This window comes from Serratia oryzae, from assembly GCF_001976145.1.
Lineage (GTDB): Bacteria > Pseudomonadota > Gammaproteobacteria > Enterobacterales > Enterobacteriaceae > Chania > Chania oryzae.
In genome coordinates this window covers 424,940-448,919 of the sequence record NZ_MOXD01000003.1, presented here as the reverse complement: position 1 = coordinate 448,919, position 23,980 = coordinate 424,940, and the positions used below count along the sequence as shown (strand labels likewise).

22 protein-coding genes are annotated in these 23,980 nt (G+C 49.8%); 17 read left to right on the top strand and 5 right to left on the bottom strand.

The genetic code is table 11. The annotated features are described in order from the left end of the window. Positions 1-15: 15 nt before the first annotated feature. The 7 genes from yfcD to BMI79_RS07975 all read left to right on the top strand — a co-directional run bounded on the left by yfcD (position 16) and on the right by BMI79_RS07975 (position 6,662). On the top strand, positions 16-591 hold the full coding sequence (gene yfcD, locus BMI79_RS08000) for an NUDIX hydrolase YfcD (protein WP_076941602.1): 576 nt from the start codon (positions 16-18) through the stop codon (positions 589-591). A 383-nt stretch (positions 592-974) separates the two neighbouring features. Continuing rightward, positions 975-1,349 (top strand): hypothetical protein, encoded by a 375-nt coding sequence (locus BMI79_RS23505; RefSeq protein WP_125828751.1) that lies wholly within the window; start codon positions 975-977, stop codon positions 1,347-1,349. Positions 1,350-1,423: 74 nt separating this feature from the next. After that, the gene (locus BMI79_RS07995; protein WP_076941601.1) at positions 1,424-2,314 is read left to right on the top strand and encodes a carbohydrate ABC transporter permease; all 891 of its coding nucleotides are present in this window, start codon (positions 1,424-1,426) and stop codon (positions 2,312-2,314) included. After that, complete coding sequence (locus BMI79_RS07990) at positions 2,307-3,221, top strand: carbohydrate ABC transporter permease (protein ID WP_076941600.1); 915 nt, start codon at positions 2,307-2,309, stop codon at positions 3,219-3,221. The genes BMI79_RS07995 and BMI79_RS07990 overlap by 8 nt, the downstream gene beginning before the upstream one ends. Positions 3,222-3,234: 13 nt before the next feature. Continuing rightward, positions 3,235-4,362 carry an ABC transporter ATP-binding protein gene (locus BMI79_RS07985; protein ID WP_076941599.1) on the top strand — a complete coding sequence of 376 codons (1,128 nt, stop codon included), beginning with the start codon at positions 3,235-3,237 and terminating at the stop codon, positions 4,360-4,362. Positions 4,363-4,377: 15 nt separating this feature from the next. Next, positions 4,378-5,667, top strand: a complete 1,290-nt coding sequence (locus tag BMI79_RS07980; protein ID WP_076941598.1) for an ABC transporter substrate-binding protein — start codon at positions 4,378-4,380, stop codon at positions 5,665-5,667. A 299-nt stretch (positions 5,668-5,966) separates the two neighbouring features. Then, the gene (locus BMI79_RS07975) at positions 5,967-6,662 is read left to right on the top strand and encodes an oligogalacturonate-specific porin KdgM family protein (RefSeq protein WP_076941597.1); all 696 of its coding nucleotides are present in this window, start codon (positions 5,967-5,969) and stop codon (positions 6,660-6,662) included. A 135-nt stretch (positions 6,663-6,797) separates the two neighbouring features. Here BMI79_RS07975 and BMI79_RS07970 read toward each other — a convergent pair whose 3' ends face one another. Continuing rightward, positions 6,798-7,817 (bottom strand): LacI family DNA-binding transcriptional regulator, encoded by a 1,020-nt coding sequence (locus tag BMI79_RS07970; protein WP_076941596.1) that lies wholly within the window; start codon positions 7,815-7,817, stop codon positions 6,798-6,800. 318 nt (positions 7,818-8,135) lie between these two features. On the opposite strand from BMI79_RS07970, the gene BMI79_RS07965 reads away from it, so the two are divergent. The 6 genes from BMI79_RS07965 (at position 8,136) to BMI79_RS07940 (ending at position 13,836) form a co-directional block, all read left to right on the top strand. After that, positions 8,136-8,579, top strand: coding sequence for a PTS sugar transporter subunit IIA (locus BMI79_RS07965; RefSeq protein ID WP_076941595.1), 444 nt, complete (start codon positions 8,136-8,138; stop codon positions 8,577-8,579). Between the two features lie 246 nt (positions 8,580-8,825). Then, complete coding sequence (locus BMI79_RS07960) at positions 8,826-9,107, top strand: PTS sugar transporter subunit IIB (protein ID WP_076941594.1); 282 nt, start codon at positions 8,826-8,828, stop codon at positions 9,105-9,107. Positions 9,108-9,130: 23 nt separating this feature from the next. Then, complete coding sequence (locus tag BMI79_RS07955) at positions 9,131-10,510, top strand: PTS ascorbate transporter subunit IIC (RefSeq protein WP_076941593.1); 1,380 nt, start codon at positions 9,131-9,133, stop codon at positions 10,508-10,510. A gap of 14 nt (positions 10,511-10,524) precedes the next feature. After that, positions 10,525-11,370, top strand: a complete 846-nt coding sequence (locus BMI79_RS07950; protein ID WP_076941592.1) for a transketolase — start codon at positions 10,525-10,527, stop codon at positions 11,368-11,370. Continuing rightward, positions 11,363-12,328: a transketolase family protein gene (locus BMI79_RS07945; RefSeq protein WP_076941591.1), complete on the top strand. Its 966-nt coding sequence runs from the start codon at positions 11,363-11,365 to the stop codon at positions 12,326-12,328. Before BMI79_RS07950 ends, BMI79_RS07945 begins: the two co-directional genes overlap by 8 nt. Positions 12,329-13,311: 983 nt before the next feature. Continuing rightward, entirely contained in the window at positions 13,312-13,836 is a 525-nt protein-coding gene (locus tag BMI79_RS07940) for a fimbrial protein (protein WP_241679974.1), read from the top strand. Between the two features lie 80 nt (positions 13,837-13,916). Here BMI79_RS07940 and pta read toward each other — a convergent pair whose 3' ends face one another. Beyond that, positions 13,917-16,076 (bottom strand): phosphate acetyltransferase, encoded by a 2,160-nt coding sequence (gene pta / locus BMI79_RS07935; RefSeq protein WP_076941589.1) that lies wholly within the window; start codon positions 16,074-16,076, stop codon positions 13,917-13,919. A 103-nt stretch (positions 16,077-16,179) separates the two neighbouring features. Further along, entirely contained in the window at positions 16,180-17,382 is a 1,203-nt protein-coding gene (ackA, locus tag BMI79_RS07930) for an acetate kinase (protein WP_076941588.1), read from the bottom strand. Positions 17,383-17,734: 352 nt separating this feature from the next. Between ackA and yfbV the strand changes: the two genes are divergently transcribed. From yfbV to BMI79_RS07910, 4 genes are all read left to right on the top strand, one after another. Further along, positions 17,735-18,190, top strand: a complete 456-nt coding sequence (gene yfbV / locus BMI79_RS07925) for a terminus macrodomain insulation protein YfbV (protein WP_076941587.1) — start codon at positions 17,735-17,737, stop codon at positions 18,188-18,190. 142 nt (positions 18,191-18,332) lie between these two features. After that, positions 18,333-18,827 carry a YfbU family protein gene (locus BMI79_RS07920; RefSeq protein ID WP_076941586.1) on the top strand — a complete coding sequence of 165 codons (495 nt, stop codon included), beginning with the start codon at positions 18,333-18,335 and terminating at the stop codon, positions 18,825-18,827. A 43-nt stretch (positions 18,828-18,870) separates the two neighbouring features. Beyond that, a complete protein-coding gene (locus BMI79_RS07915; RefSeq protein WP_076941585.1) occupies positions 18,871-19,527 on the top strand; it encodes a sugar phosphatase in 657 nt (218 codons plus the stop codon). A gap of 96 nt (positions 19,528-19,623) precedes the next feature. Continuing rightward, positions 19,624-21,459, top strand: coding sequence for an SLC13 family permease (locus BMI79_RS07910; protein WP_076941584.1), 1,836 nt, complete (start codon positions 19,624-19,626; stop codon positions 21,457-21,459). A 27-nt stretch (positions 21,460-21,486) separates the two neighbouring features. Here the strand turns inward: BMI79_RS07910 and yfbR are convergent, their stop codons facing one another. Then, complete coding sequence (gene yfbR, locus BMI79_RS07905) at positions 21,487-22,086, bottom strand: 5'-deoxynucleotidase (protein WP_076941583.1); 600 nt, start codon at positions 22,084-22,086, stop codon at positions 21,487-21,489. Positions 22,087-22,199: 113 nt separating this feature from the next. After that, complete coding sequence (locus tag BMI79_RS07900; RefSeq protein ID WP_076941582.1) at positions 22,200-23,414, bottom strand: pyridoxal phosphate-dependent aminotransferase; 1,215 nt, start codon at positions 23,412-23,414, stop codon at positions 22,200-22,202. Between the last annotated feature and the right edge of the window lie 566 nt (positions 23,415-23,980).

Here is a 23,980-nt window from a genome sequence, read left to right as displayed (position 1 = left end):
AGAAGGTTTTAGAGGATGGCGGAACAGGGTCAGGCTGCAGATACCGAATGGGTGGATATCGTCAACGAGCAAAACGAAGTGATTGCTCAATCCAGTCGTCAACAGATGCGTGCTCAGCGGCTGCGTCATCGTGCTACCTATATTGTGGTGCATGATGGCATGGGGCGGATTTTGGTACAGCGTCGCACCGAGAATAAAGATTTCTACCCGGGCTGCTTGGATGCCTGTGCCGGTGGGGTAGTACAAAGCGGTGAAAATGTGCTGGACTCCGCCCGCCGCGAAGCGGAGGAGGAGTTGGGGATCGCCGGTGTCCCTTTTGCCGAGCATGGCATGTTTTATTTTGAAGAGGATCAATGCCGCATTTGGGGGGCACTCTTCAGCTGCGTGTCACACGGTCCTTTTGCCTTGCAGGAAGAGGAAGTTGCTGAGGTAAGCTGGATGATGCCGGAAGAGATCACCGCCCGTTGCGATGAGTTTACCCCGGATTCACTGAAGGCGCTGTCGCTGTGGTTGACGCGTAATAACGAGCAGGATTACGGTAAACCTCTGCAGCGTGAGAGCACAGTAGAAACAGGTGAAGAGCATCTCTGACTCTCGCCACAGGTTGTGCTACTGCGTAGTGGTGTAGAGCACAGCCTGATCTCTCCCATCAAACCCTTTCTTAACCTTGCTTGCTTCCCCTTATCAAACTACGTGCTACCGCTTTGTTCATAACACAATTGGCTAACCTATTTTCCACAAATCAAGATCGTTAATGCCACAATTGGCAATCATTAATTTATGTATAATTATCAATTGGTTAATTGTTTTGTTTTATGGTGTTTTTAATCGTGGCACTAGCCGGTCAAAAAAAATAAAACAACGTTCCTACTTTGGTCACACTTTTGCCATCCGCCCAATGACGCTGAGAAAAATTTAGATATAATAATTTGAAATAGTGTTTCAGTTTGTTGGCTGGCGTCTGGAGACCTCAAATGGATTTAATCTGCTGCACTAAAGTGAGCGACAACGTCGTGATGGGTCGGCCATCAGCGTTTTGCCGGCAGCTTAGGCAGGCCAAAAAGAGCGGGCTAACTCACGGCTCATCTTTGTGGAATGGATTCGTTTTGTCTGGCCATTTTATCCATCGGTGGTGTCAACATCATGCTCAGGGAACGCATGATGCAAATTTCTCAATGTTTTATATAAAAGAATCATTATCTATTTTTTTAGGGTATGTACTGCGGCTGCCTGTCATTGTCTTTACTGACAAGCAGTTACAAACGCAGAGTGATATTTTTTCACTGCTTCAGCGCGGCATGTGGGGATCAGAGTGGAGGTTAAAACACAGTACCTTGAGTTGTATCTGATGACTGTCGGGTCTCTTTATAACATTAATTAAACTTTTCTTTATTTAATTTTTCAATCTCTATGGGTAATAACCATGAATGAAAACAGAATGCTGGGGTTAGCCTATATATCGCCTTACATTATAGGGCTGATAATATTTACGGCGTTTCCCTTCGTGTCATCATTCTTGTTAAGTTTTACAGAATATGACCTGATGAACCCGCCAGTGTTTAACGGAGTTGAAAACTACCGTTATATGCTTATGGAAGACCACCTCTTTTGGAAATCCATGGGTGTCACCTTTGCCTATGTGTTTTTAACCATCCCCTTAAAGTTGGCATTTGCGCTGGGGATTGCTTTCGTTCTTAATTTTAAACTGCGCGGTATTGGTTTTTTCCGCACCGCTTATTACATTCCTTCAATTCTTGGCAGTAGCGTTGCGATCGCCGTATTGTGGCGTGCGCTGTTCGCCATTGATGGCCTGTTAAATAGCTTTATCGGCGTATTTGGCGCAGACCCTATCAACTGGTTGGGTGAACCTTCATTGGCGCTGATGTCGGTGACGCTGTTGCGCGTGTGGCAATTTGGCTCTGCCATGGTGATTTTCCTGGCCGCATTGCAGAACGTGCCACAGTCACAGTATGAAGCCGCGATGATCGATGGCGCGTCGAAATGGCAGATGTTTATGAAAGTCACCGTGCCGCTGATTACGCCGGTTATTTTCTTCAACTTTATCATGCAGACAACGCAGGCGTTCCAGGAGTTTACCGCACCTTATGTCATTACGGGGGGCGGCCCAACTCACTATACCTACCTGTTCTCACTTTATATTTACGATACCGCCTTTAAATATTTTGATATGGGTTACGGTGCTGCGCTGGCTTGGATATTGTTCCTGGTCGTGGCCTTGTTTGCCTCAGTTGCCTTTAAATCATCGAAGTATTGGGTCTTCTACTCAGCAGATAAGGGAGGCAAAAATGGCTGATATGCATCAAGACAACGTCATCATAAGCGATGCTCAGAAGGTTGCTGAGCAAGAAGTACAGCGGACGTTACGCAAAGAGAAAATCAGTGCGATGATCCGTTATATCATCCTGCTGTTTGTGGGTTTACTGATGCTTTATCCACTGGTGTGGATGTTCTCTGCGTCGTTCAAGCCTAATCATGAAATATTTACGACATTGGGACTATGGCCTGATAATCCAACCTCAGACGGTTTTGTTAATGGTTGGAAAACCGGCACGGAATATAACTTTGGCCACTACATGCTTAATACCTTTAAGTTTGTGATTCCTAAAGTCATATTAACCATTATTTCTTCAACCATTGTCGCCTATGGGTTTGCCCGTTTTGAGATCCCTTGGAAAAAGTTCTGGTTTGCAACGCTGATTACCACCATGTTGCTGCCGAGCACGGTATTACTGATCCCTCAGTACATTATGTTCCGTGAAATGGGGATGCTGGACAGCTATTTACCGCTGTATCTCCCGTTGGCATTTGCGACCCAGGGCTTCTTCGTTTTCATGCTGATCCAGTTCTTGCGTGGTGTACCGCGTGATATGGAAGAGGCCGCCCAGATTGATGGTTGTAATTCTTTCCAGGTGCTGTGGTATGTGGTGGTGCCGATTCTGAAACCGGCGATTATTTCAGTTGCCCTGTTCCAGTTCATGTGGTCGATGAACGACTTTATTGGGCCACTGATTTATGTTTACAGCGTAGATAAATACCCTATTGCCCTGGCGCTGAAAATGTCCATCGACGTCACTGAAGGTGCTCCGTGGAATGAAATTCTGGCAATGGCAAGTATCTCTATTCTGCCGTCTATCATCGTGTTCTTCCTAGCCCAACGCTATTTTGTGCAGGGTGTTACCAGCAGCGGTATTAAAGGTTAATTGAGGATTTATCATGGCTGAAGTCGTATTTAATAATTTACAGAAAGTGTACACCAACGGTTTTAAAGCCGTTCATGGTATCAATTTAACCATTGCTGACGGTGAATTCATGGTAATCGTCGGGCCGTCTGGCTGCGCCAAGTCCACCACGCTGCGTATGCTGGCAGGGTTGGAAACTATCAGCGGCGGTGAAGTACGCATCGGCGATCGGGTGGTGAACAACCTGGCACCTAAATCCCGTGGTATTGCCATGGTGTTCCAGAACTATGCGCTCTATCCGCACATGACGGTAAAAGAGAACCTGGCTTTTGGCCTGAAGCTGAGCAAGCTGCCCAAGGAGCAGATCGAGGAGCAGGTAATGGAAGCTGCTAAAATTCTGGAGCTGGGAGAGTTAATGGATCGTTTGCCGCGCCAACTCTCAGGCGGGCAGGCACAGCGTGTGGCCGTGGGCCGTGCCATCGTCAAGAAACCGGATGTTTTCCTGTTCGATGAGCCGTTGTCTAACCTGGATGCCAAGTTACGTGCGTCGATGCGTATCCGTATTTCCGATCTGCACAAGCAGCTGAAAAAGAGCGGTAAACCGGCGACTACGGTTTATGTTACTCATGACCAGACAGAAGCGATGACCATGGGCGACCGTATCTGCGTCATGAAGCTTGGTCATATCATGCAGGTTGATACCCCGGATAACCTTTACCACTTCCCGAAAAACATGTTCGTGGCAGGGTTTATCGGGGCGCCAGAAATGAATATCAAACCTAGCAAACTGGTAGAACAGGATGGCAAAGTCGGTTTGACCGTGGGCAATTACACCCTGACGCTGAATCAGCACCAGCAGGAGAAAGTGGCGGGGTATGTCGGTGAAGACGTATTCTTTGGCGTTCGTCCTGAATTTATCACTATTTCAGAGTCGCCTTTCGAAGAGAACCACTCTCAGGGGGAGTTGGTGCGCGTTGAAAACATGGGCCACGAGTTCTTTGTCTACCTCAAGGTGAACGATTTTGAATTGACCTGTCGTATCCCATCTGATGATGTGAAACCTATCCTTAAAAATGGGCTGCATCGTCCTGTTTACTTTAAATTTGACATGAATAAATGCCATATATTTGATGCGAAAACAGAAAAAAATATCTCTCTTTAACAGGAGTTGTAGACAATGAAAAAAAGATTATTACAAGTTTTGATTGCTTCATCTATTGCTGTGTTTGCGCACCAGTCATTTGCTGCTGAACAGGTTGATTTGCGTATGTCTTGGTGGGGCGGTAATAGCCGCCATCAGATGACGCTGAAAGCGATTGAAGAATTCCAGAAGCAACATCCGGATATTAAGGTTAAGTCAGAATATACCGGTTGGGACGGCCACCTTTCTCGCCTGACCACGCAGATTGCAGGCGGGACCGAGCCGGATGTTATGCAGACCAACTGGAACTGGCTGCCTATCTTTTCAAAAGACGGCAGTGGTTTTCATGATTTAAATAAGGTCAGTGAGTATCTGGATCTGACCCAGTTTGATCCGAAGGAACTGAAGACTACCACGGTTAATGACAAGCTGAATGGGATTCCTATCTCAGTCACCGCCCGCGTTTTCTACCTGAACGATGTGACCTGGAAGAATGCCGGGGTAGAGTATCCCAAGACGTGGGATGAACTCATGGCAGCAGGTAAGAAATTCCAAGAAGTGTTGGGTGAAAAATATTATCCCGTGGTGCTTGAACACCAGGACTCCTTCGCCCTGTTACGTTCATATATGATACAGAAGCATAATGTTGATATCGTAAATGAAGATAAGAAGAAATTTAATTACACGCCAGAACAGTGGGTTGAATTCTTCCAGATGTATAAAGACATGGTAGATAGCCATGTTATGCCATCATCTAAATATTTTGCTTCTTTTGGCAAGAGCAATATGTATGAAATGAAGCCTTGGATCGCCGGTGAGTTCGGTGGAACTTATATGTGGAACTCCACCATTAAGAAATATTCCGACAACCTGAAGCCACCAGCAAAACTTGAGTTGGGTAATTACCCGATGCTGGAAGGGGCCAAGGATGCCGGGTTATTCTTTAAACCAGCCCAAATGTTCTCAATTGGCAAGAGCAGCAAACATCCGCGTGAGGCTGCAATGCTAATTAACTTTCTGTTAAACAGCAAAGAGGGGGTTGAAGCGCTGGGACTGGAGCGTGGTGTACCATTGAGTAAAACGGCTGTCACTCAATTACGTGAAAGTGGCGTGATTAAAGATACCGATCCAGCCGTTGCAGGTTTGAACTTGGCACTGTCTTTACCGCATGCCATTAATGCTTCACCTTATTTCGACGATCCACAGATTGTGGTGTTGTTCCAAGATGCGATTCAGTCAATTGACTACGGTAAGAAAACGGTTAAAGAAACTGCCGCTGACTTCCAATCCCAAGGTGACCGTATCCTGAAACGTGCGATGAGATAAATATTATCGGTGTCACTCCGCCATGTTATATGGCGGAGTCTAATTCAGTAAAATAATAATGATGTAACATAATAAAAACCAAATTATACACTATGGGGGAAATATCACTTCTTCTATCTTGAATAGTAAAAATCACTAATTATTACTTACTGATTATCAGTAGGGGGACGTGATTTAATCAAGATGGGATTCTAATAAGTATTTATATGATTTACTCACTGGGTTTTTCAATATCTCTGGCATCTCCTTTATTTTAGGGCGTAAATTCTTAAATAATTAAATTCTAACGGATGGGAAAAATGAAATTAAAATTAATAACTCTGGCGATGACGTCGATAATCAGCCTCAGCGCCGCTGCAGTAACTATTGATTATCGTCATGAGCTTATGGATACCGCTAAAGGTGATCATAAAGATCGTTTATTGATGTCACATCGTTTTGCGAATGGTTTTGGTTTATCTTTAGAAGCCAAATGGCGCCAAGATCCTTCAGATACGACACCCAATAAACTTTACCACGAGCAGGTGAGTAACGGTACTGAAGTGGTCGCCAGCTATCAGCAAAGCCTGACAGATGAGTTTTCTTTGCAGCCAGGTTTCTCGCTGGAATCTAGCAGTAATAATAATGGTTACCGGCCTTTCTTGCGCGCACAATATAATCTGAGCAAAGATCTCTATGTTGCCGCCAGATACCGTTATGAGTACAAGCGTACTACCTCAAAAGGTTCTGATGCGGATGAAAAAACTAACCGTGGTGATTTCTGGTTAGGTTATACCTTCTTGAAAGACTGGCAGGCGGAATATAATTACGTTTACAAAAACAGTAACCAAATTATTTTCGATGATGGTAAAACAGATTACGAGCACAACGTTAAATTGGCTTATAAGTGGGATAAAAACTGGAAGCCTTATGTTGAAGTCGGTAACGTAAAACAGGATAGCAAGAGCGATCATCGCCAGACTCGTTACCGTGTTGGGGTAGCTTACAGCTTCTAATTGTACACACAGGGCCGTTATTACCGCCTGATGTTGAAATACATCAGGCGGTTCCACGATGCTCTTGTGTTAAGGCGCATTGGGATAAAACGCTTCAACTACCTCATATTGCCTGCCGCAAAGCGGAGCTAATGCTCAGCAACTATCGCGGCGACACAGTGCTGAAGGGAGCGTACCTTCAGGTTGCCATTCTTCATCATTCAGGCGCGCCAGCAGCGCTTTACCGGCCTGAATGCCGATCTCTTTGTGCGGCACCGTCATGGTGGTTAGCGACGGCTGGCAGACTTGGCTAACGTCGCTATTACCAAAGCCCACTATCGCCAACTGTTCCGGCACCTTGATTCTGCGCCGCTGGCATTCATACAGCGCACCACAGGCCAGTTCGTCTGACGCACAGACCAAAGCATCCAGTTCAGGCCAGGCAAGCAGGAATTCTGGCAATTGCTGCGCTCCGGTACTAAAACTGGCCGGCTGCGCCGCATTGATCACCCTATGTGGTGACATGTGATTGCGCAGCAATGCCTTGTGCCAGCCCTGCAGATGCTGTTGGAAAATCCACTGTTCCTGGTTGGCACAAAGCAGACCAATGTTCTGGTAACCGCTGGCGATGACCGTTTGTGTCAATTGATACATTGCCGCGACATAGTCAATACCGATATTCATATCGATCGGATCGGTACGTATGGCACCAATTTCTACCACAGGAATGTGGGCTGCCATCAATGCCTGACGCGTATTGGGCGAATGCTCTACGCTGAGCAACACGGCGGCTGCCAGGTTGTAGGAGAGCAAGGTTTCCAGCAGCTTTTCTTCACGTTCCAGATGGTGTTGTGATTCTGCCAGCATGATCTGGTAACCGGCTGGTTGCAGTACGCGCTGTAACCCGGCAAACATGTCGGCACATCCCGATTCTGAAAAGCTGGGTACCACCATGGCGATGGTGTAAGAGGACGCCGAAGCCAGCGAACTGGCGGCCAGGTTGGGCAAATAGCCGAGTTCACTGACTGCGGCTTCAATTTTTTCTCTCAGCTTGTCTGAAACCTGCTCTGGCGTGCGTAGCGCTCGTGATACGGTCATGCTACCCACGCCGGCTAATTGGGCAACGTCGGCCAGCGTAACCCGGCCTGTACTGCGTCGTTTTTTACCGATCGACATTCGTAATCCTGACTGAAATGCGCCGACGCGCATAAATGAGCTAATGATCCGAACCCTTATCATAGAAGGTTCGGCAATCCCGCGATGGCTTACATTCTAACCCGTTCCCTGCTGGAGCGATCAAAAAACTGCGCGCGACCATTATCAGGCCCGGCATATTTGATAGCGCTATCACAGTTCTGCATGATAGATTTTTGGTAGCGCTATCTTTGCGACTTTTATCACAGTTGATGGCTTGGTCGTTGATTAAAGTTTTATCGTCGCCAAGGAAGGCATGCCGGTAATACTGAACGTCACCCATCGATCTAAGGAGGAAACGTGCTCAACGACTGGCTTAACGCCGACCATATTCAACTGTGTGAAAAAGTCGCGGACTGGCAGGAAGCGGTAGTACTGAGTGCTCAACCGCTGTTGCAACGAGGCGTTATTACCCGTGACTATCTGGCGGCAATATTCCGCCAATACCAGACGCTGGGGCCATATTTCGTTCTGGCACCCGGTATTGCCATGCCACATGCCAGGCCAGAGGAGGGCGCGAAAGCATTAGGTCTTTCGCTGTTAAAAATTAACCAGGGAGTGCGTTTTTATTCCGAAGATAACGATCCGGTATTTGTGGTGGTGATGCTTTCTGCTCCAGACAGCAGCAGTCACATAGAGCTTATCTCGCATTTGGCTGAATTATTTTCAGATAATGAAGCCATGGAAAGAATATTCCGCGCCGAGAGTCAACAGCAGATTGAGGATATTATCGCCAATTATTAATTCTTAACGTTATACTCGTCATACTTCAAGTTGCATGTGCGTTGGCTACGTTTGCTCACCCCAGTCACATAGTGGTCTATGCTCCTGGGGATTATGAGCCTCAGAGAGGCTCACCCTACAGGCCAGCGCTTGCCGCCTTCCTGCAACTCGAATTATTTAGAGTATATACCAAGGTATGGCAGCCAATCGCATCAGATAACCCTCTGGTGACGTTATCTCATATTCAAAATTTAATAGGTGAAAATAATGAAAATTATGGCTATTTGTGGCTCGGGGTTGGGCAGCAGTTTTATGGTAGAAATGAATATCAAGAAAGTGCTGAAAAAAATGGCGATTGAGGCGGAAGTTGAACATTCCGATCTCTCCTCGGCTACGCCGGGCGCTGCTGATATTTTCGTAATGGCAAAAGATATCGCTGACAGCGCCAGCGTCCCGGCCAGCCAATTGGTGGTGATCAGTAATATCATCGACATTAATGAACTCGAAGCGAAGCTGCGCGCTTATTTCGAAGCTCACTCCATCATTTAATCAAAGCCATTGGCGAGGTGGATATGTTTATCCAGGAAACGCTTAAATTTGTGGTTGATATACTGAAAGTCCCGGCGGTGCTGGTAGGCGTTATTGCATTAATTGGCTTGCTGGCACAAAAGAAATCATTTTCTGATGTGGTGAAAGGCACGGTAAAAACCATTCTCGGCTTTATCGTACTTGGTGGTGGTGCCACGGTGTTGGTCGGGTCCCTTAACCCGTTGGGGGGCATGTTTGAACATGCCTTTAATATTCAGGGCATCATTCCCAATAATGAAGCCATTGTATCCATTTCTTTGGAAAAATATGGTGCGTCTACCGCGCTGATTATGGCGTTTGGTATGGTAGCGAATATTATCGTCGCCCGTTTTACCCGACTGAAGTATATCTTCTTGACCGGCCACCATACCTTTTATATGGCCTGTATGATCGGCATTATCCTGACGGTGGCTGGTTTTGAAGGGGTACAGCTGGTGTTTACCGGCGCGCTGACCTTGGGGTTGGTGATGGCTTTCTTCCCGGCGATTGCCCAGCGTTATATGCGCCGCATTACCGGGAATGATGATATCGCTTTCGGGCATTTCGGCACGCTGGGTTACGTGCTTGCCGGTTGGATCGGTACACGCGTTGGCAAAGGCTCACGTTCCACCGAAGAGATGAACCTGCCGAAGAACCTCAGCTTCTTGCGTGACAGCTCCATTTCCATCTCGATGACCATGATCGTTATCTATCTGATCCTGGCGATTTGTGCCGGACAAACGTATGTCGAAAGCCAACTCAGCGGCGGGCAGAACTATCTGGTGTATTCGATTATCCAGGCGATTACCTTTGCCGCAGGGGTATTCATCATCCTGCAAGGGGTGCGTTTGATTCTGGCGGAGATCGTTCCGGCCTTTACCGGCTTTTCAGAAAGACTGGTGCCTAACGCCCGCCCGGCGTTGGATTGCCCGGTGGTCTACCCTTATGCCCCTAATGCCGTGCTGATTGGCTTTCTGTTTAGCTTCCTCGGTGGGTTGGTGGGGCTGTTCCTGCTTGGGCAAATGAAAATGGTGCTGATCCTGCCGGGCGTCGTCCCGCATTTCTTTACCGGTGCGACCGCCGGGGTATTTGGTAATGCTACCGGTGGGCGGCGTGGTGCGATGCTGGGGGCATTTGCCAATGGCCTGCTGATTACCTTCTTGCCGGTGCTGTTGCTACCGGTGTTGGGAGCGTTGGGCTTTGCCAATACCACCTTCTCCGATGCCGATTTCGGTGTGATAGGGATTGTGCTGGGCAATATGGCGCGTTTTATGACCAAAGAAACGATCATGGTCGCGATCATCGCCATCTTCGCATTGTTGGTTGCACATAATTTTCTGGGCAAAGGCAAAAGCGCTCCGACTGCAGATCGCGTTGAGAAATAAGTGAGGGCGGTTTAATGAACAACACGGTGACTGAGATTGGCGAATTGCGTGCGCTGGCGCGGGAGATCCGCGTGGAAACGCTGAAAGCCCTGACCGGGCTGGGGTTTGGCCACTATGGGGGCTGCATGTCGATCGTGGAAACGCTGGCAGTCTTGTATGGCGAAGTGATGCGTATCGATCCGGCAGACCCCGATTGGCCGGAGCGTGACTACTTTGTGCTGTCAAAGGGCCATGCCGGCCCGGCACTTTACAGCACGCTGGCGATTAAGGGCTATTTTCCGCTTGAGCAGTTGAACACGCTGAATCAGAACGGTACCCGCTTGCCGAGCCACCCGGATCGTCTGCTGACTCGAGGTGTGGATGCGACCACCGGCTCTCTCGGGCAAGGCGTTTCCATTGCTGCAGGGATCGCGCTTTCACACCGGCTGGCAGGCCGACGCAATCGGGTATTCAGCATTTTGGGGGATGGCGAGCTCAACGAAGGGCAGTGCTGGGAAGCGTTCCAGTTTATTGCTCACCACAACCTGCATAACCTGACGCTGTTTATCGATTACAACAAGCAGCAGTTGGATGGTGCGCTGGATGAGGTGATCAAACCTTTCGATCTGGCAGGTAAGTTCACCGCCTTTGGTTTTGAGGTGCAAACCGTGCCGGGGGATGACATTGCGGCGATCCGTGATGCGGTGCTGCCAGTGCGCGGCGGTGAACAACGCCCGCTGGTGGTGATCCTGGATAGCATTAAAGGACAGGGCGTCGCCTATCTGGAGAGCCTGCAGAACTCTCATCACTTGCGCTTAACGCCGGATGTGCAGCGGGAAATCGAAAAGGCCATTGCCGATCTGGAGGTTGCTGATGTTTAACGTAGTCACGCAGTTGGAAAACGACGGCATAGAGATGCGCAAAGTGTACGCCGGAATGATGCGCCAACAGATTGAGGCGGGTAAACCGGTAATCGCGCTGGAAGCCGATCTGATGAGTTCGATGGCAATGGATGGGGTACATAAAGATCATCCGCAGCATGTGATCAACTGCGGCATTATGGAGGCTAATGTGATCGGGGTTTCTGCCGGATTGTCGCTGACCGGGCGGATCCCCTTTGTGCATACCTTCAGCGCATTTGCCAGCCGGCGTTGTTTTGATCAGCTTTTTATGTCGTTGGATTATCAGCGCAATAACGTGAAGGTGATCGCTTCGGATGCCGGGGTGAGCGCCTGCCATAACGGCGGCACGCATATGTCGTTTGAAGATATGGGCATCGTACGCGGGCTGGCGCATTCGGTGGTGCTGGAGGTGACCGATGCCACGATGTTTCAGGATATCCTGCAGCAACTGGTCGAACTGCAAGGCTTTTACTGGGTGCGCACGATCCGCAAACAGGCAACGCGTATTTATCAGGACGGCTCCCGTTTTACCATTGGTAAAGCCAATCTGCTGCGTGACGGTAGTGAAATCACGTTGATTGCCAACGGCATCATGGTGGCTGAAGCGCTAAAGGCGGCACAGGCGTTGGAACAGCAAGGCATCAGCGCTGCGGTGATCGATATGTTCACGCTCAAGCCGATCGATCGTGACATTATTAAGACCTATGCAGCAAAAACCGGCAAAATTGTCACCTGCGAAAACCATAGTATCCATAACGGACTGGGCTCAGCCGTGGCGGAGGTGCTGGTAGAAGAGTGCCCGGTACCGATGCGTAGGGTTGGCGTGAAAGAACGTTATGGGCAAGTGGGAACACAGGCGTTTTTGCAGCAGGAGTACGGCTTGACGGCCGACCATATTCTGCAGGCAGCACATCAGTTGCTGAATGGTGTGGCGTAACCGTGTGTAAGTGCCACAGGTACTGGCCTGACTCACAGCGGCATTAGCGCTGTGAGTTTTTTTACCTGGCGTACGGTGAAGCGAGAAGAGGGGCAGAAAGTGGTGCAAGAAAATACCGAGATATCATGTGTGCAAGAAAACCTTGCAACTATGGCGTTACTTGTATGGTTATTTGAGTAGAAACTTCAAATGAGTATACAACTTAAGCGAAATATTTGAATTATCCTGCCGTTATTCTTGGTTAATGAATGGTCACATTCTGAATGTGTTAATGTTCATTATTAACTTTTAGAGTGAATAGGACTGATGAAAAAGCCTTTAGTTGATGGATAACATTGATTTTTTCGTAGCGCAAAGTAGCGAGATATAATCTTAAAATACCTTGAAACATATGCTGTGTTGGTGTGTGCATAGACATTATAGTGCAAAAAGTTACATGAAATACGTTTTTTTCTTAATGTTTACCTCGGTTATTTCTTGTTTTTTATTGGAATAAACCTGTGCTTATTAAATAATTTGTTTTAATTCAATGTGATGTGATTTTTTTATCGTTTCTCGTTAATAAGGAAATGGTTAGGGTTTTATAATAAGTTAAAACGCATTGAAACATTTATTTTACGCTTTACATTAAAGCGAATTTAATTAGAATGTGCCCCGTCAGGTTAAGGCGTTATTGGTCGATTATCCAGTTTATGGCTTTAAAGCTATGATTTCAGCAATAGGTAGACTATTGCTGTATTAGTTTTGGGTTAAATGTAGAAAGTCGTCAACCAACGAAAAAACGTACGGGCTATGCTTAGATTGCTCTAGTCTGCTTATCTCAATGCCTGCTTGTTTTACCTTTTGATAATAACTTATGGCGTTGAGATTTTTGAGCCACGGCTTAAATAGGATCTATCGTTCGACTTGTCTGATGCTGCAAGTAAAATAGCATTAATTTTATATAGGGCAATTTATACCCGTAGAATATGGAGTTTCTAACAGTGAAAAAAATTTTTTGTGTTACTACTTTGGTTGCCGCAAGTTTGGGTCTATCGGCAGGCGCATCGGCTGCTGATGGTCAGGTAAACTTCGAAGGGCAAATTATTACCGAGGCTTGCCAGGTTGTTAATAATATGAGTAATCCTGCGGAAGTAGCGTTGGGCAAGGTGGCGGCGAGCGCTCTCGCTAAAAAGGGCGATACTGCGAGCCCGCAGAAATTCATTTTGAGCTTGAAAAATTGTCCGCCTTCTGTGAGTGCCGCTCAAGTTTCGTTTGATGGCGATGCTGCCACTAGCGAAAACAATTCTTTAGCTCTTACTCAAGTGGCTGACATGGCGACAGGGGTGGGTGTTCAAATCTCCGATACCTCAGCCGTATTGCCTTTGCGGACCCCTTCAGTGGCCTACCCACTGACTGCTGGTGTGGATAATGATTTGGCGTTCGTTGCGCGCTATGTTGCAACAACAGATACCGTTACCCCAGGGCCAGCAAATGCGGTGGCAACTTTTAGTATCACTTATAACTAATCGCATTTGAGCGAGTTAAGTTTAGCGGCCCGTTTCATCACGGGCCGCTTTTTTACTACTTTAGCAGGTAAGAAATGTTATCAGGCTTGCTCTACCAGGGCATCGGCCTGAGCAGACTGAATCGCCGTCAGCGCCACGGTGTAGACGATATCGTCCACCAGTGCGCCACGTGACAGATCGTTTACCGGTTTGCGCATCCCTTGCAGCATCGGCCCGATAGACACCAGATCGGCAGAACGCTGTACTGCTTTATAGGTGGTGTTACCGGTGTTCAGATCTGGGAAGATGAACACGGTGGCTTTACCTGCCACTGGCGAGTTAGGCGCTTTGGATTTGGCAACGTCAGCCATGATCGCCGCATCGTACTGCAGTGGGCCATCGATGATCAGGTCTGGGCGTTTCTCCTGTGCCAGGCGGGTAGCTTCACGCACTTTCTCAACGTCACTGCCTGCACCTGAATTACCGGTAGAGTAGGAGATCATAGCCACGCGCGGTTCGATACCGAAGGCGGCAGCGGAGTCGGCAGACTGAATGGCGATCTCGGCCAGTTGTTCTGCGGTAGGATCTGGGTTGATCGCACAGTCACCATAGACCAGAACCTGATCGGGCAGCAGCATGAAGAATACGGAAGAAACCAGCGAGCTGCCCGGCGCGGTTTTGATCAACTGCAACGGTGGGCGAATGGTATTGGCAGTGGTGTGAACCGCACCGGATACCAGGCCGTCAACTTCGCCTTTTTCCAGCATCAGAGTGCCGAGAACCACGTTATCTTCCAGTTGCTCGCGGGCAACCACTTCGGTCATGCCCTTGCTCTTACGCAATTCTACCAGGCGTGGCACGTATTTTTCACGCACGGCAACCGGATCGACGATCTCAATGCCTTCGCCCAACTCAACGCCCTGCGCCGCCGCTACGCGCTTGATCTCATCCGGATTCCCCAGCAGCACACATTCGGCGATGCCGCGTGCGGCACAGATCGTCGCCGCTTTCACGGTGCGTGGCTCATCGCCTTCCGGCAGTACAATGCGCTTACCCGCTTTGCGTGCCAGCTCGGTCAGTTCGTAACGGAATGCCGGTGGCGACAGACGACGTGAACGTTCTGAAGTGGCAGTCAAAGACGCGATCCACTCGGCGTTGATATGGCTTGCCACGTAGTTCTGCACCTGCTCAATGCGCTGGTGGTCATCCGCAGGCACTTCCAGGTTGAAGCTTTGCAGGCTCAGCGAGGTCTGCCAGGTGTTGGTATCGACCATGAATACCGGTAGGCCGGTTTGGAAGGCACGTTCGCAGAGTTTTTTGATCGACCCATCGATTTCGTAACCGCCGGTCAGCAGCAGGGCACCGATTTCCACACCGTTCATCGCCGCCAGACAGGCGGAAACCAGCACATCCGGGCGATCTGCGGAAGTCACCAACAGTGAACCCGGGCGGAAGTGTTCCAGCATATGCGGAATGCTGCGCGCACAGAAGGTCACTGACTTCACCCGGCGGGTCATGATGTCACCTTCGTTGATCACGCGCGCTTTCAGGTGGCGGGCCATATCAATGGCGCGGGTTGCGATCAGATCGAAGCTCCAAGGCACACAGCCCAATACCGGCAGTGGGCTATTGGCAAACAGCTGAGCGGGATCGACGTTGGCCACGCTGGCTTTGGTAGAGTCATCAAAAATTTCCGACAGATCCGGACGGGTACGGCCCTGATCGTCAACCGGTGCGTTCAGCTTGTTGATGATCACGCCGGTAATGTTTTTGTTCTTGCTGCCGCCAAAGCTGCTGCGGGCCAGTTCGATGCGCTCTGTCAACTGAGCCGGAGAATCGTTACCCAGCGCCAGCACGAAGACGATTTCAGCATTCAGGGTTTTGGCAATTTCAAAGTTCAGTGCGCTGGCAAACTGGTGCTTGCGGGTGGGCACCAGGCCTTCGATCAGCACCACTTCCGCATCTTTGGTGTTTGCGTGGTAACGCGCCACGATCTCTTCCATCAGCACGTCTTGCTGGTTGGAGCTCAGCAGGCTTTCCACGTAGCTCATACGCAGCGGTTCGGCGGTAGGGATGGTTGAGTTGCTGCGGATGATGGTGGTGGTCTGGTCGAGGGTATCGCCACCGCTACGCGGTTGGGCGATAGGCTTGAATACGCTCAGACGAACGCCTTTTTGCTCCATAGAGCGGATGACACCCAAGCTGACGCTGGTCAGGCCAACGCTGGTGCCGGTGGGGATCAACATAATTGTACGTGACACAGAATAGTCCTCTTCACGGTTTTTTTTCAGTCTGCGGTAAACGCGCAGGCAAATCTTGGCTCTGAAACAACACCGTCAGCCTCGGCTGACGGTGTGGGGAGCATTAAGCGGTGAGACGGGCAGCGTCTTGCGCGATGACCAACTCTTCGTTGGTTGGGATTACCAGTGCCAGACGGCTACCGTCTTTGGTGATGTTGCCGGATTTGCCGAAGCGAGCGGCCAGGTTACGTTCGTGGTCGATCTCAAAGCCCAGCAGGCCCAGTTTGTCTAGGGTCAACTCACGCACCAGTGCCGCATTTTCGCCGATGCCACCGGTGAAGATCACTGCATCCAGGCGGCCATCCATCAGCGCGCTATAGGCACCGATGTATTTAGCCAAACGGTGACAGAATACGTCCATGGCACGTTTAGCGTCGGCTTTGGTCGCGTAGTTGTCTTCAACGTAGCGACAGTCGCTGGTGACTTCGGTCAGGCCCAGCAGGCCGGATTCTTTGGTCAGCATTTTGTTGATCTGGTCAACGCTCATGCCCAATGAGTCGTGCAGGTGGAAGATGATGGCCGGATCGATGTCACCGCTGCGGGTGCCCATCACCAAGCCTTCCAGCGGCGTCAGGCCCATGGAAGTATCGACACATTTACCGTTACGCACTGCGCTGACGGAACCGCCATTGCCCAAGTGGCAGGTAATAACGTTCACTTCGTCAACCGGTTTGTTCAGCATCTTCGCCGCTTCTTGTGTCACATAGAAGTGGCTGGTGCCGTGTGCACCATAGCGGCGAACGCCGTGGTCACGGTACAGGCTGTACGGCAGGGCGTACAGGTAGGACTCTTCCGGCATCGTCTGGTGGAACGCGGTGTCGAACACGGCGACGTTTTTATCAGCCAGATTCGGGAAAGATTTCAAGGCTTCAGCGATACCGATCAGGTGAGCTGGGTTATGCAGTGGTGCAAAGGGTACCGAATCTTTGATACCTTGCAGGACTTCGTCGTTGATCACGGCAGAGGCGGTGAACTTCTCGCCGCCGTGCACGATGCGGTGGCCGATAGCGGTCAACTGTGCGGAAAGCTCTGGTTTTTGTGCCAGAATAGTATTAACAATGAAGTTCAGCGCTTCACTGTGTGCTGCGCCAGCACCCAGTGCCGCTTCTTGCTTAGCGCCATCCATTTTCCACTTGATACGCGCTTCTGGGAGGTGGAAGCACTCGGCAAGGCCGGAAAGATACTCTTCACCGTTGGCTGCATCAATGATAGCGAATTTGAGAGAAGAACTGCCGCAGTTAAGAACCAGTACTAGCTTACTCGACATGGAAGTACCTACTTATAGTTCGTGTTGTTAGTGGACCCAGAACACGTGGTGAATAAATCGTCAAACAGACATCAAGCGTAGCGCATAATGGCGTTGACATTTATGATTAACATCATGTCAGTGACAAAAAACACATGATGATAAAAAAACCGGTGATTTCTCCGCGGTTTAAGTAATCTTGCTTTTAAATGGGCGAAAAGTTGACAGATTTTGTGTCATCTTCTACCGGCCAAAAGGCCGGCTTAGGATACCGATAGCCCGTAGCAAACACAAAATAAATTTAAAGCTTCAACTTTTTTGTTGGTGTGTTTGCGAAAATATTTCATTTTTATACGTGAAGTTGAGGTAAGCGATGACGAGTAAGCCATCCGGTTCCGTGAATTGGTTTCAGATATTCCAGCGTGGGCAGCATTACATGAAAACCTGGCCTGCCGATAAACGGTTGGCACCGATGTTCCCAGAGAATCGCATTACGCGTGCCACTCGCTTTGCCGTGCGTGTTATGCCGCCGCTGGCGATCTTTACCCTGACTTGGCAAATTGCCCTTGGCGGTCAGCTCGGTCCGGCGATTGCGACGGCATTATTTGCCTGCAGCATGCCGATGCAGGGCCTGTGGTGGCTGGGCCGTCGTTCGGTGACCCCGCTGCCTCCCTCTTTATTACAGTGGTTCCATGAGGTGCGTAATAAGCTGGCAGAAGCCGGGCAGGCGTTGGCACCGATTGAAGGAGCACCTACCTATCAAGCCTTGGCCGATGTGCTGAAGCGTGCGTTCAAGCAGTTGGATAAAACCTTCCTTGACGATCTCTGATCCCGAGCTTTTCAAGCTAGCGCTATCCGAAGCCCATCTTGCGATAACCCCGGTTCAAATCAAAGAAGGTGCGAGTTGTGGTTCCACACCATAACGCCGTCATGCGATGCTTTCACTCATTTGCAGAACTGAGGAATGTGAAATGGAAATGACTAACGCCCAACGTTTGATCCTGTCCAATCAGTACAAAATGATGACCCTGCTCGATCCAGACAATGCCGATCGCTATCGCCGTTTGCAGACTATTATCGAGCGCGGTTTCGGTTTACAGATGCGCGAACTCGATCGTGATTTTGGTGAGATGAGCGAGGACGTGTGCCGCACCATCATCAACATTATGGAAATGCATCATGCATTGCAGGTGTCCTGGGAAAACCTCAAGGATCGCCAAGGGCTTGATGGCCGCCGCTTGGCCTTCCTCGGCTTTGACGCAGCAACCGAAGCACGCTACCTCAGCTATGTGCGTTTCCTGGTCAGCACGGAAGGGCGGTATACTCACTTCGATTCCGGCAGCCATGGCTTTAATGCCCAAACCAAAATGTGGGAGAAGTATCAGCGCATGCTGGCAATCTGGCTATCATGCCCACGCCAATACCATTTGAGCGCCGTTGAGATTGCGCAAATCATTAATGCCTGATGATTTGCAGTGTGAAAGATAACGGAGAGAAAAGAGGTTTTCTGTGGAATGTAAGGGTTTTTTGTTCGACCTTGATGGAACGTTAGTGGATTCATTACCTGCGGTGGAACGTGCCTGGACTCACTGGGCCGAGCGTCACGGTATCAGCCCGCAGGAAGTGTTGGCTTTTATTCACGGTAAGCAGGCCATTACTTCATTGCGTCATTTTATGCCAGGAGCGACGGAGTCGGCGATCCAGCATGAGTTTGAACTGCTTGAACAAATGGAAGCGCAGGATACCGATGGCGTCAGCGCGCTGCCCGGTGCTGTGGCGCTGTTGGAGCGGCTTAATGCGCTGGGTATTCCTTGGGCGATAGTGACCTCGGGTTCGATTCCGGTGGCCAGCGCGCGGCGGAAAGCCGGTGGTTTACCGCAGCCTGAAGTGTTTATTACCGCAGAACTGGTGAAGCAGGGTAAACCACAGCCAGATGCTTATTTGCTGGGTGCTGAACGTTTGGGTTTGGCTCCGCAGGCGTGTGTGGTGGTGGAGGATGCGCCCGCAGGGATCCTTTCCGGCCTGGCGGCGGGGTGCCAGGTGATCGCTGTTAACGCGCCGGCGGAAGCGCCGAAGCTCGATCAGGTGGATCTGATACTCTCTTCGCTGACTCAGATTAAGGTTGAGAAGGCCCTGCAGGGAGCAAGCATCGAACTTATTGCTTAATCTGTATTTTTTTACCTCAAATTGATTAGACCCCGCATTTGCGGGGTTTTTTTATGCTAATTTTTAAGGCCCGGATCACTGTAGAATGAGGCCGTTTTGAACAGCGAATTACTTTGGGTTTTGATTTTACTGCTGATAGCTATTGTACTGTTTACAACCAATAAGCTGCGCATGGACGTAGTGGCATTACTGGTGATTATCGCGTTTGTGTTGAGTGGCACCTTAACTCTGCAAGAGGCCACCGCGGGTTTTAGCGATCCTAACGTGATTTTGATCGCTGCCCTGTTTGTGATCGGGGAAGGTTTGGTGCGCACCGGCGTGGCTTATCAGGTTGGCGATTGGTTGGTGAAAGTCGCGGGCAGCAGTGAAACCAAAATGTTGGCGCTGTTGATGTTCACCGTGGCCGGGTTGGGGGCATTTATGAGCTCGACCGGTGTGGTGGCGATCTTCATTCCGGTGGTCCTCAGCGTGGCGGTACGCATGAAGATTTCGCCAGGGCGGCTGATGATGCCGCTCAGCTTTGCTGGGCTTATCAGCGGCATGATGACGCTGGTGGCTACGCCGCCGAATATGGTGGTCAACAGTGAATTGGTACGTGAGGGGCTGGTCGGCTTCAGTTTCTTCGGCGTGACGCCAATCGGCCTGATCATTTTATTGATGGGGGTGGGGTACATGTTGATTGCCCGCCGTTGGCTGGGTAAAAGCAGCGGTGCTAAAAACGCTAAGTCGGCCTGGCAGCGCCGGACGTTTCGCGATCTGATCCGTGACTATAAATTGGCGGGGAGGGCTCGTCGTTTGGCGGTTCGCAGTGGCTCACCGTTGATTGGGCGCTCCTTGGATGAATTACATTTGCGTGCCCGCTATGGTGCCAACGTTATCGGCATCGAGCGATGGAAACGCTTTCGCCGCGTGATGATCAGCGCTTTCGGCAGCACAGAGTTGCGTGAAGGGGATGTGTTGCTGATCGACATGTCGGATTGCGATGTTGATTTACGCCAGTTCTGTAGTGAACAGTTACTGGAACCTATGATCCTGCGTGGTGAGTATTTTTCTGAGCAGGCGCGTAACGTGGGAATGGCGGAGGTGTCGTTAATTCCTGATTCGGCGTTGTTGGGGAAATGCGTGCGCGATGCGGCCTTCCGCAGCCGTTACGATCTGAACGTGATAGGTATCCGCCGTAACGGCAAAACGTTGGAAGGTAAACTGGTCGATGAGCCCCTGATCTTGGGGGATATCCTGCTGGTGATCGGTGACTGGAAAGCGATCCGTCAGTTACAGGCCAAGACTCATGACTTCATTGTGCTGAATCTGCCTGCAGAGGTGGATGAGGTGGCACCTGCCATCACTCAGGCTCCGCATGCGTTGTTCTGCCTGGCGCTGATGGTGGCGATGATGCTGACCGATGAAATCCCGAACCCCATCGCCGCGCTGATCGCCTGCCTGCTGATGGGGCGTTTCCGTTGCATCAATACGGAAAGCGCTTATAAAGCGATCCACTGGCCAAGCATTATTTTAATCGTCGGTATGATGCCTTTTGCCCAGGCCTTGCAGAAAACCGGCGGTGTGGATTTGATCGTACAAGGGTTGATGGATATCGCCGGTGATGCAGGCCCGCGAATTATGCTTGTGTGCCTGTTTGTACTTTGTGCCTCCATCGGGTTGTTTATCTCCAATACTGCGACGGCGGTGCTGATGGCACCCATCGCGATTGCGGCGGCACATAAGATGGGGGTCTCGCCTTATCCGTTTGCCATGATTATTGCCATTGCAGCCTCGGCAGCCTTTATGACGCCGGTGTCATCGCCGGTGAACACTTTGGTTTTGGGGCCTGGGAATTACAAGTTTGGCGATTTTGTGCGTATCGGCGTGCCGTTCACGCTATTGGTAATGATCGTCAGCGTGGTGGTAGTGCCGTGGCTGTATGAGTTTTAGGCCCGAGTTTCGGGCCCATAGCGATGATTATAGCGGGGAGTCTATACTGATCTCATCCAACGAAAGGCTAAAGCTGGGAATAAACACTTCCATAAAATAATCCATTTCCGGGCTTTGACGCAGCTGAAGCGTTTTTTCCAGGCGTGCTTTAGCCAAGGTAAATTCGTTATTTCCGGCTGACAGTTCCTCCAGGCACTTCAGGTAGGCGCAGAGGGCGTCGGCCTGTTTTACCAGAAGTTTCTCTTCCTCACTGTAATAGTGTTCATCCAGAATTGAACGGAAGTCATTCTGTAATTCTTTTGGAATCATCTCTAGCAGCTTTTGTTGCGCGATCTTTTCAATTTTTTTGTATTCGTGGGCGATCTGCGGATTGTAATACTTGATGGGGGTGGGCATATCTCCGGTCAATACTTCGCTGGCATCGTGATACATTGCCAGCAGCGCCACGCGCTCGGCGTTCAGGTTACCGTTAAATTTGCGGTTCTTTATCACCGCCAGCGCGTGGGCGACAAACGCAACCTGCAGGCTGTGTTCGGAAACGTTTTCGGTACGCACATTGCGCATCAGCGGCCAGCGGCTGATCAGTTTCATACGCGAAAGGTGGGCAAAGAAATGGCTCTGGCTCATGGTGCTCTCTTTAGACAACGGCAAGTGAGGCGTTTATTGTGGGCAGTGGCGGCAGGTTATGCAAACCCAGTTGTGCGGTGTGGGCGCAGTGCACTACGCTGCGCCCATGAACCTTATTGGTGGTAGGTTTCGAGGAAGCGCCCCAGTTTACCCACGGCCATTTCCAACTCATCTACCCGCGGCAGAGTAACGATACGGACGTGGTCAGGATAAGGCCAGTTGAATGCGCTGCCTTGTACCAATAGCACTTTTTCCTGTAACAGCAGGTCTAGCACCATTTTCTGGTCGTCGCGGATATTAAAGCGCTTGGCGTCAATACGCGGGAACATATACAGCGCACCTTGGGGCTTCACGCAGGAAACGCCGGGAATAGCATTCAGCAATTCCCAGGTGCGGTTACGCTGTTCATACAGACGCCCGCCGGGTTGAATAAACTCGCTGATGCTCTGATAGCCGCCGAGCGCGGTTTGGATCGCGTGCTGCATCGGCACGTTGGCGCACAGGCGCATCGATGCCAGCATCTCCAACCCTTCGATATAGCCCTTGGCGTGCTTCTTCGGCCCATTAAGCACCATCCAACCTTGGCGGAAACCGGCGACGCGATAGGTTTTGGACAATCCGTTGAAGGTCACTGTCAGCAGATCCGGTGCCAGCGCGGCAATGGAGTGGTGCTCGGCGTCGTCATAAAGGATCTTGTCGTAAATTTCATCAGCAAAGATGATCAGGTCATGCTGACGCGCGATCTCAACGATCTGCTCCAGCAACTCTTTGCTGTAAACCGCACCCGTTGGGTTGTTGGGGTTGATGATCACAATACCGCGGGTACGTGGGGTGATCTTGCTGCGAATGTCGTCCAGATCTGGGAACCAGCCCGATTCTTCATCGCAGATGTAGTGCACGGCTTTGCCGCTGGAGAGCGATACCGCAGCGGTCCACAGCGGATAGTCGGGGGCTGGCACCAGCATTTCGTCGCCAATGTTAAGCAGTGCCTGCATCGATTGCACGATCAGTTCAGAGACGCCATTACCAATGTAGATATCCTCAACGGTCACATCACGCATGTTACGTGCCTGATAGTGCTGCATGATTGCTTTACGTGCTGAGAAGAGCCCTTTGGAATCGCAATAGCCTTGTGCCGTAGGGAGATTACGGATGACATCGACTAAAATTTCATCAGGGGCGTCAAAGCCGAACGGGGCGGGGTTGCCGATGTTCAATTTGAGGACTTTGTTGCCTTCTTCTTCAAGACGTTTAGCTTCTTTGAGCACCGGGCCACGAATGTCATAGCAGACGTTGTCCAGTTTGCTGGATTTCTCAATGGGGGACATAAAAAGTTGAGCCTTTTGCTGGATGGGGGATGATCCTACCGTGGAACACCGTAACCTGCTCAATGTACTCCTGGTGCTGCCGATTTTGAAGGGTTACGCAAGCCTTTGGTGCAAACGATCGGCTAAACTGATGATTTAAGCGATGATGTGTCTGTTATAATCGATAAATCAGAATTAAATTTTTTATTATATTGATTCTTTGGGTTTTTAATTTAAATTGCAGTGCGTTGATGCAAAAATTCTCTGCCACATGTCTACAGTTGAAACACACAAGACGTGTGCGCGACGAGGGGGATAATAAGATTGAAATTGTAAAAAAATGATAATGAAAGAATTATCTTATGGTTGCCATTGGCCAATAATACGACACTTCTTAGCAAAGTGAAATTGTATTAGAGGTGTTTCAGTAATCAACTTAAGGGTTTTTTAAGTAAAATTGCCTATAATTTAATAATAAAAAACCTTAATAGCTGAATTTATGAAACTCTCTGATAAATGAACCTAATGATACACAAGACGAGGGTTAATCTATTGGGCGAAAAGTAGCAATCGGATCCGCGACCTTA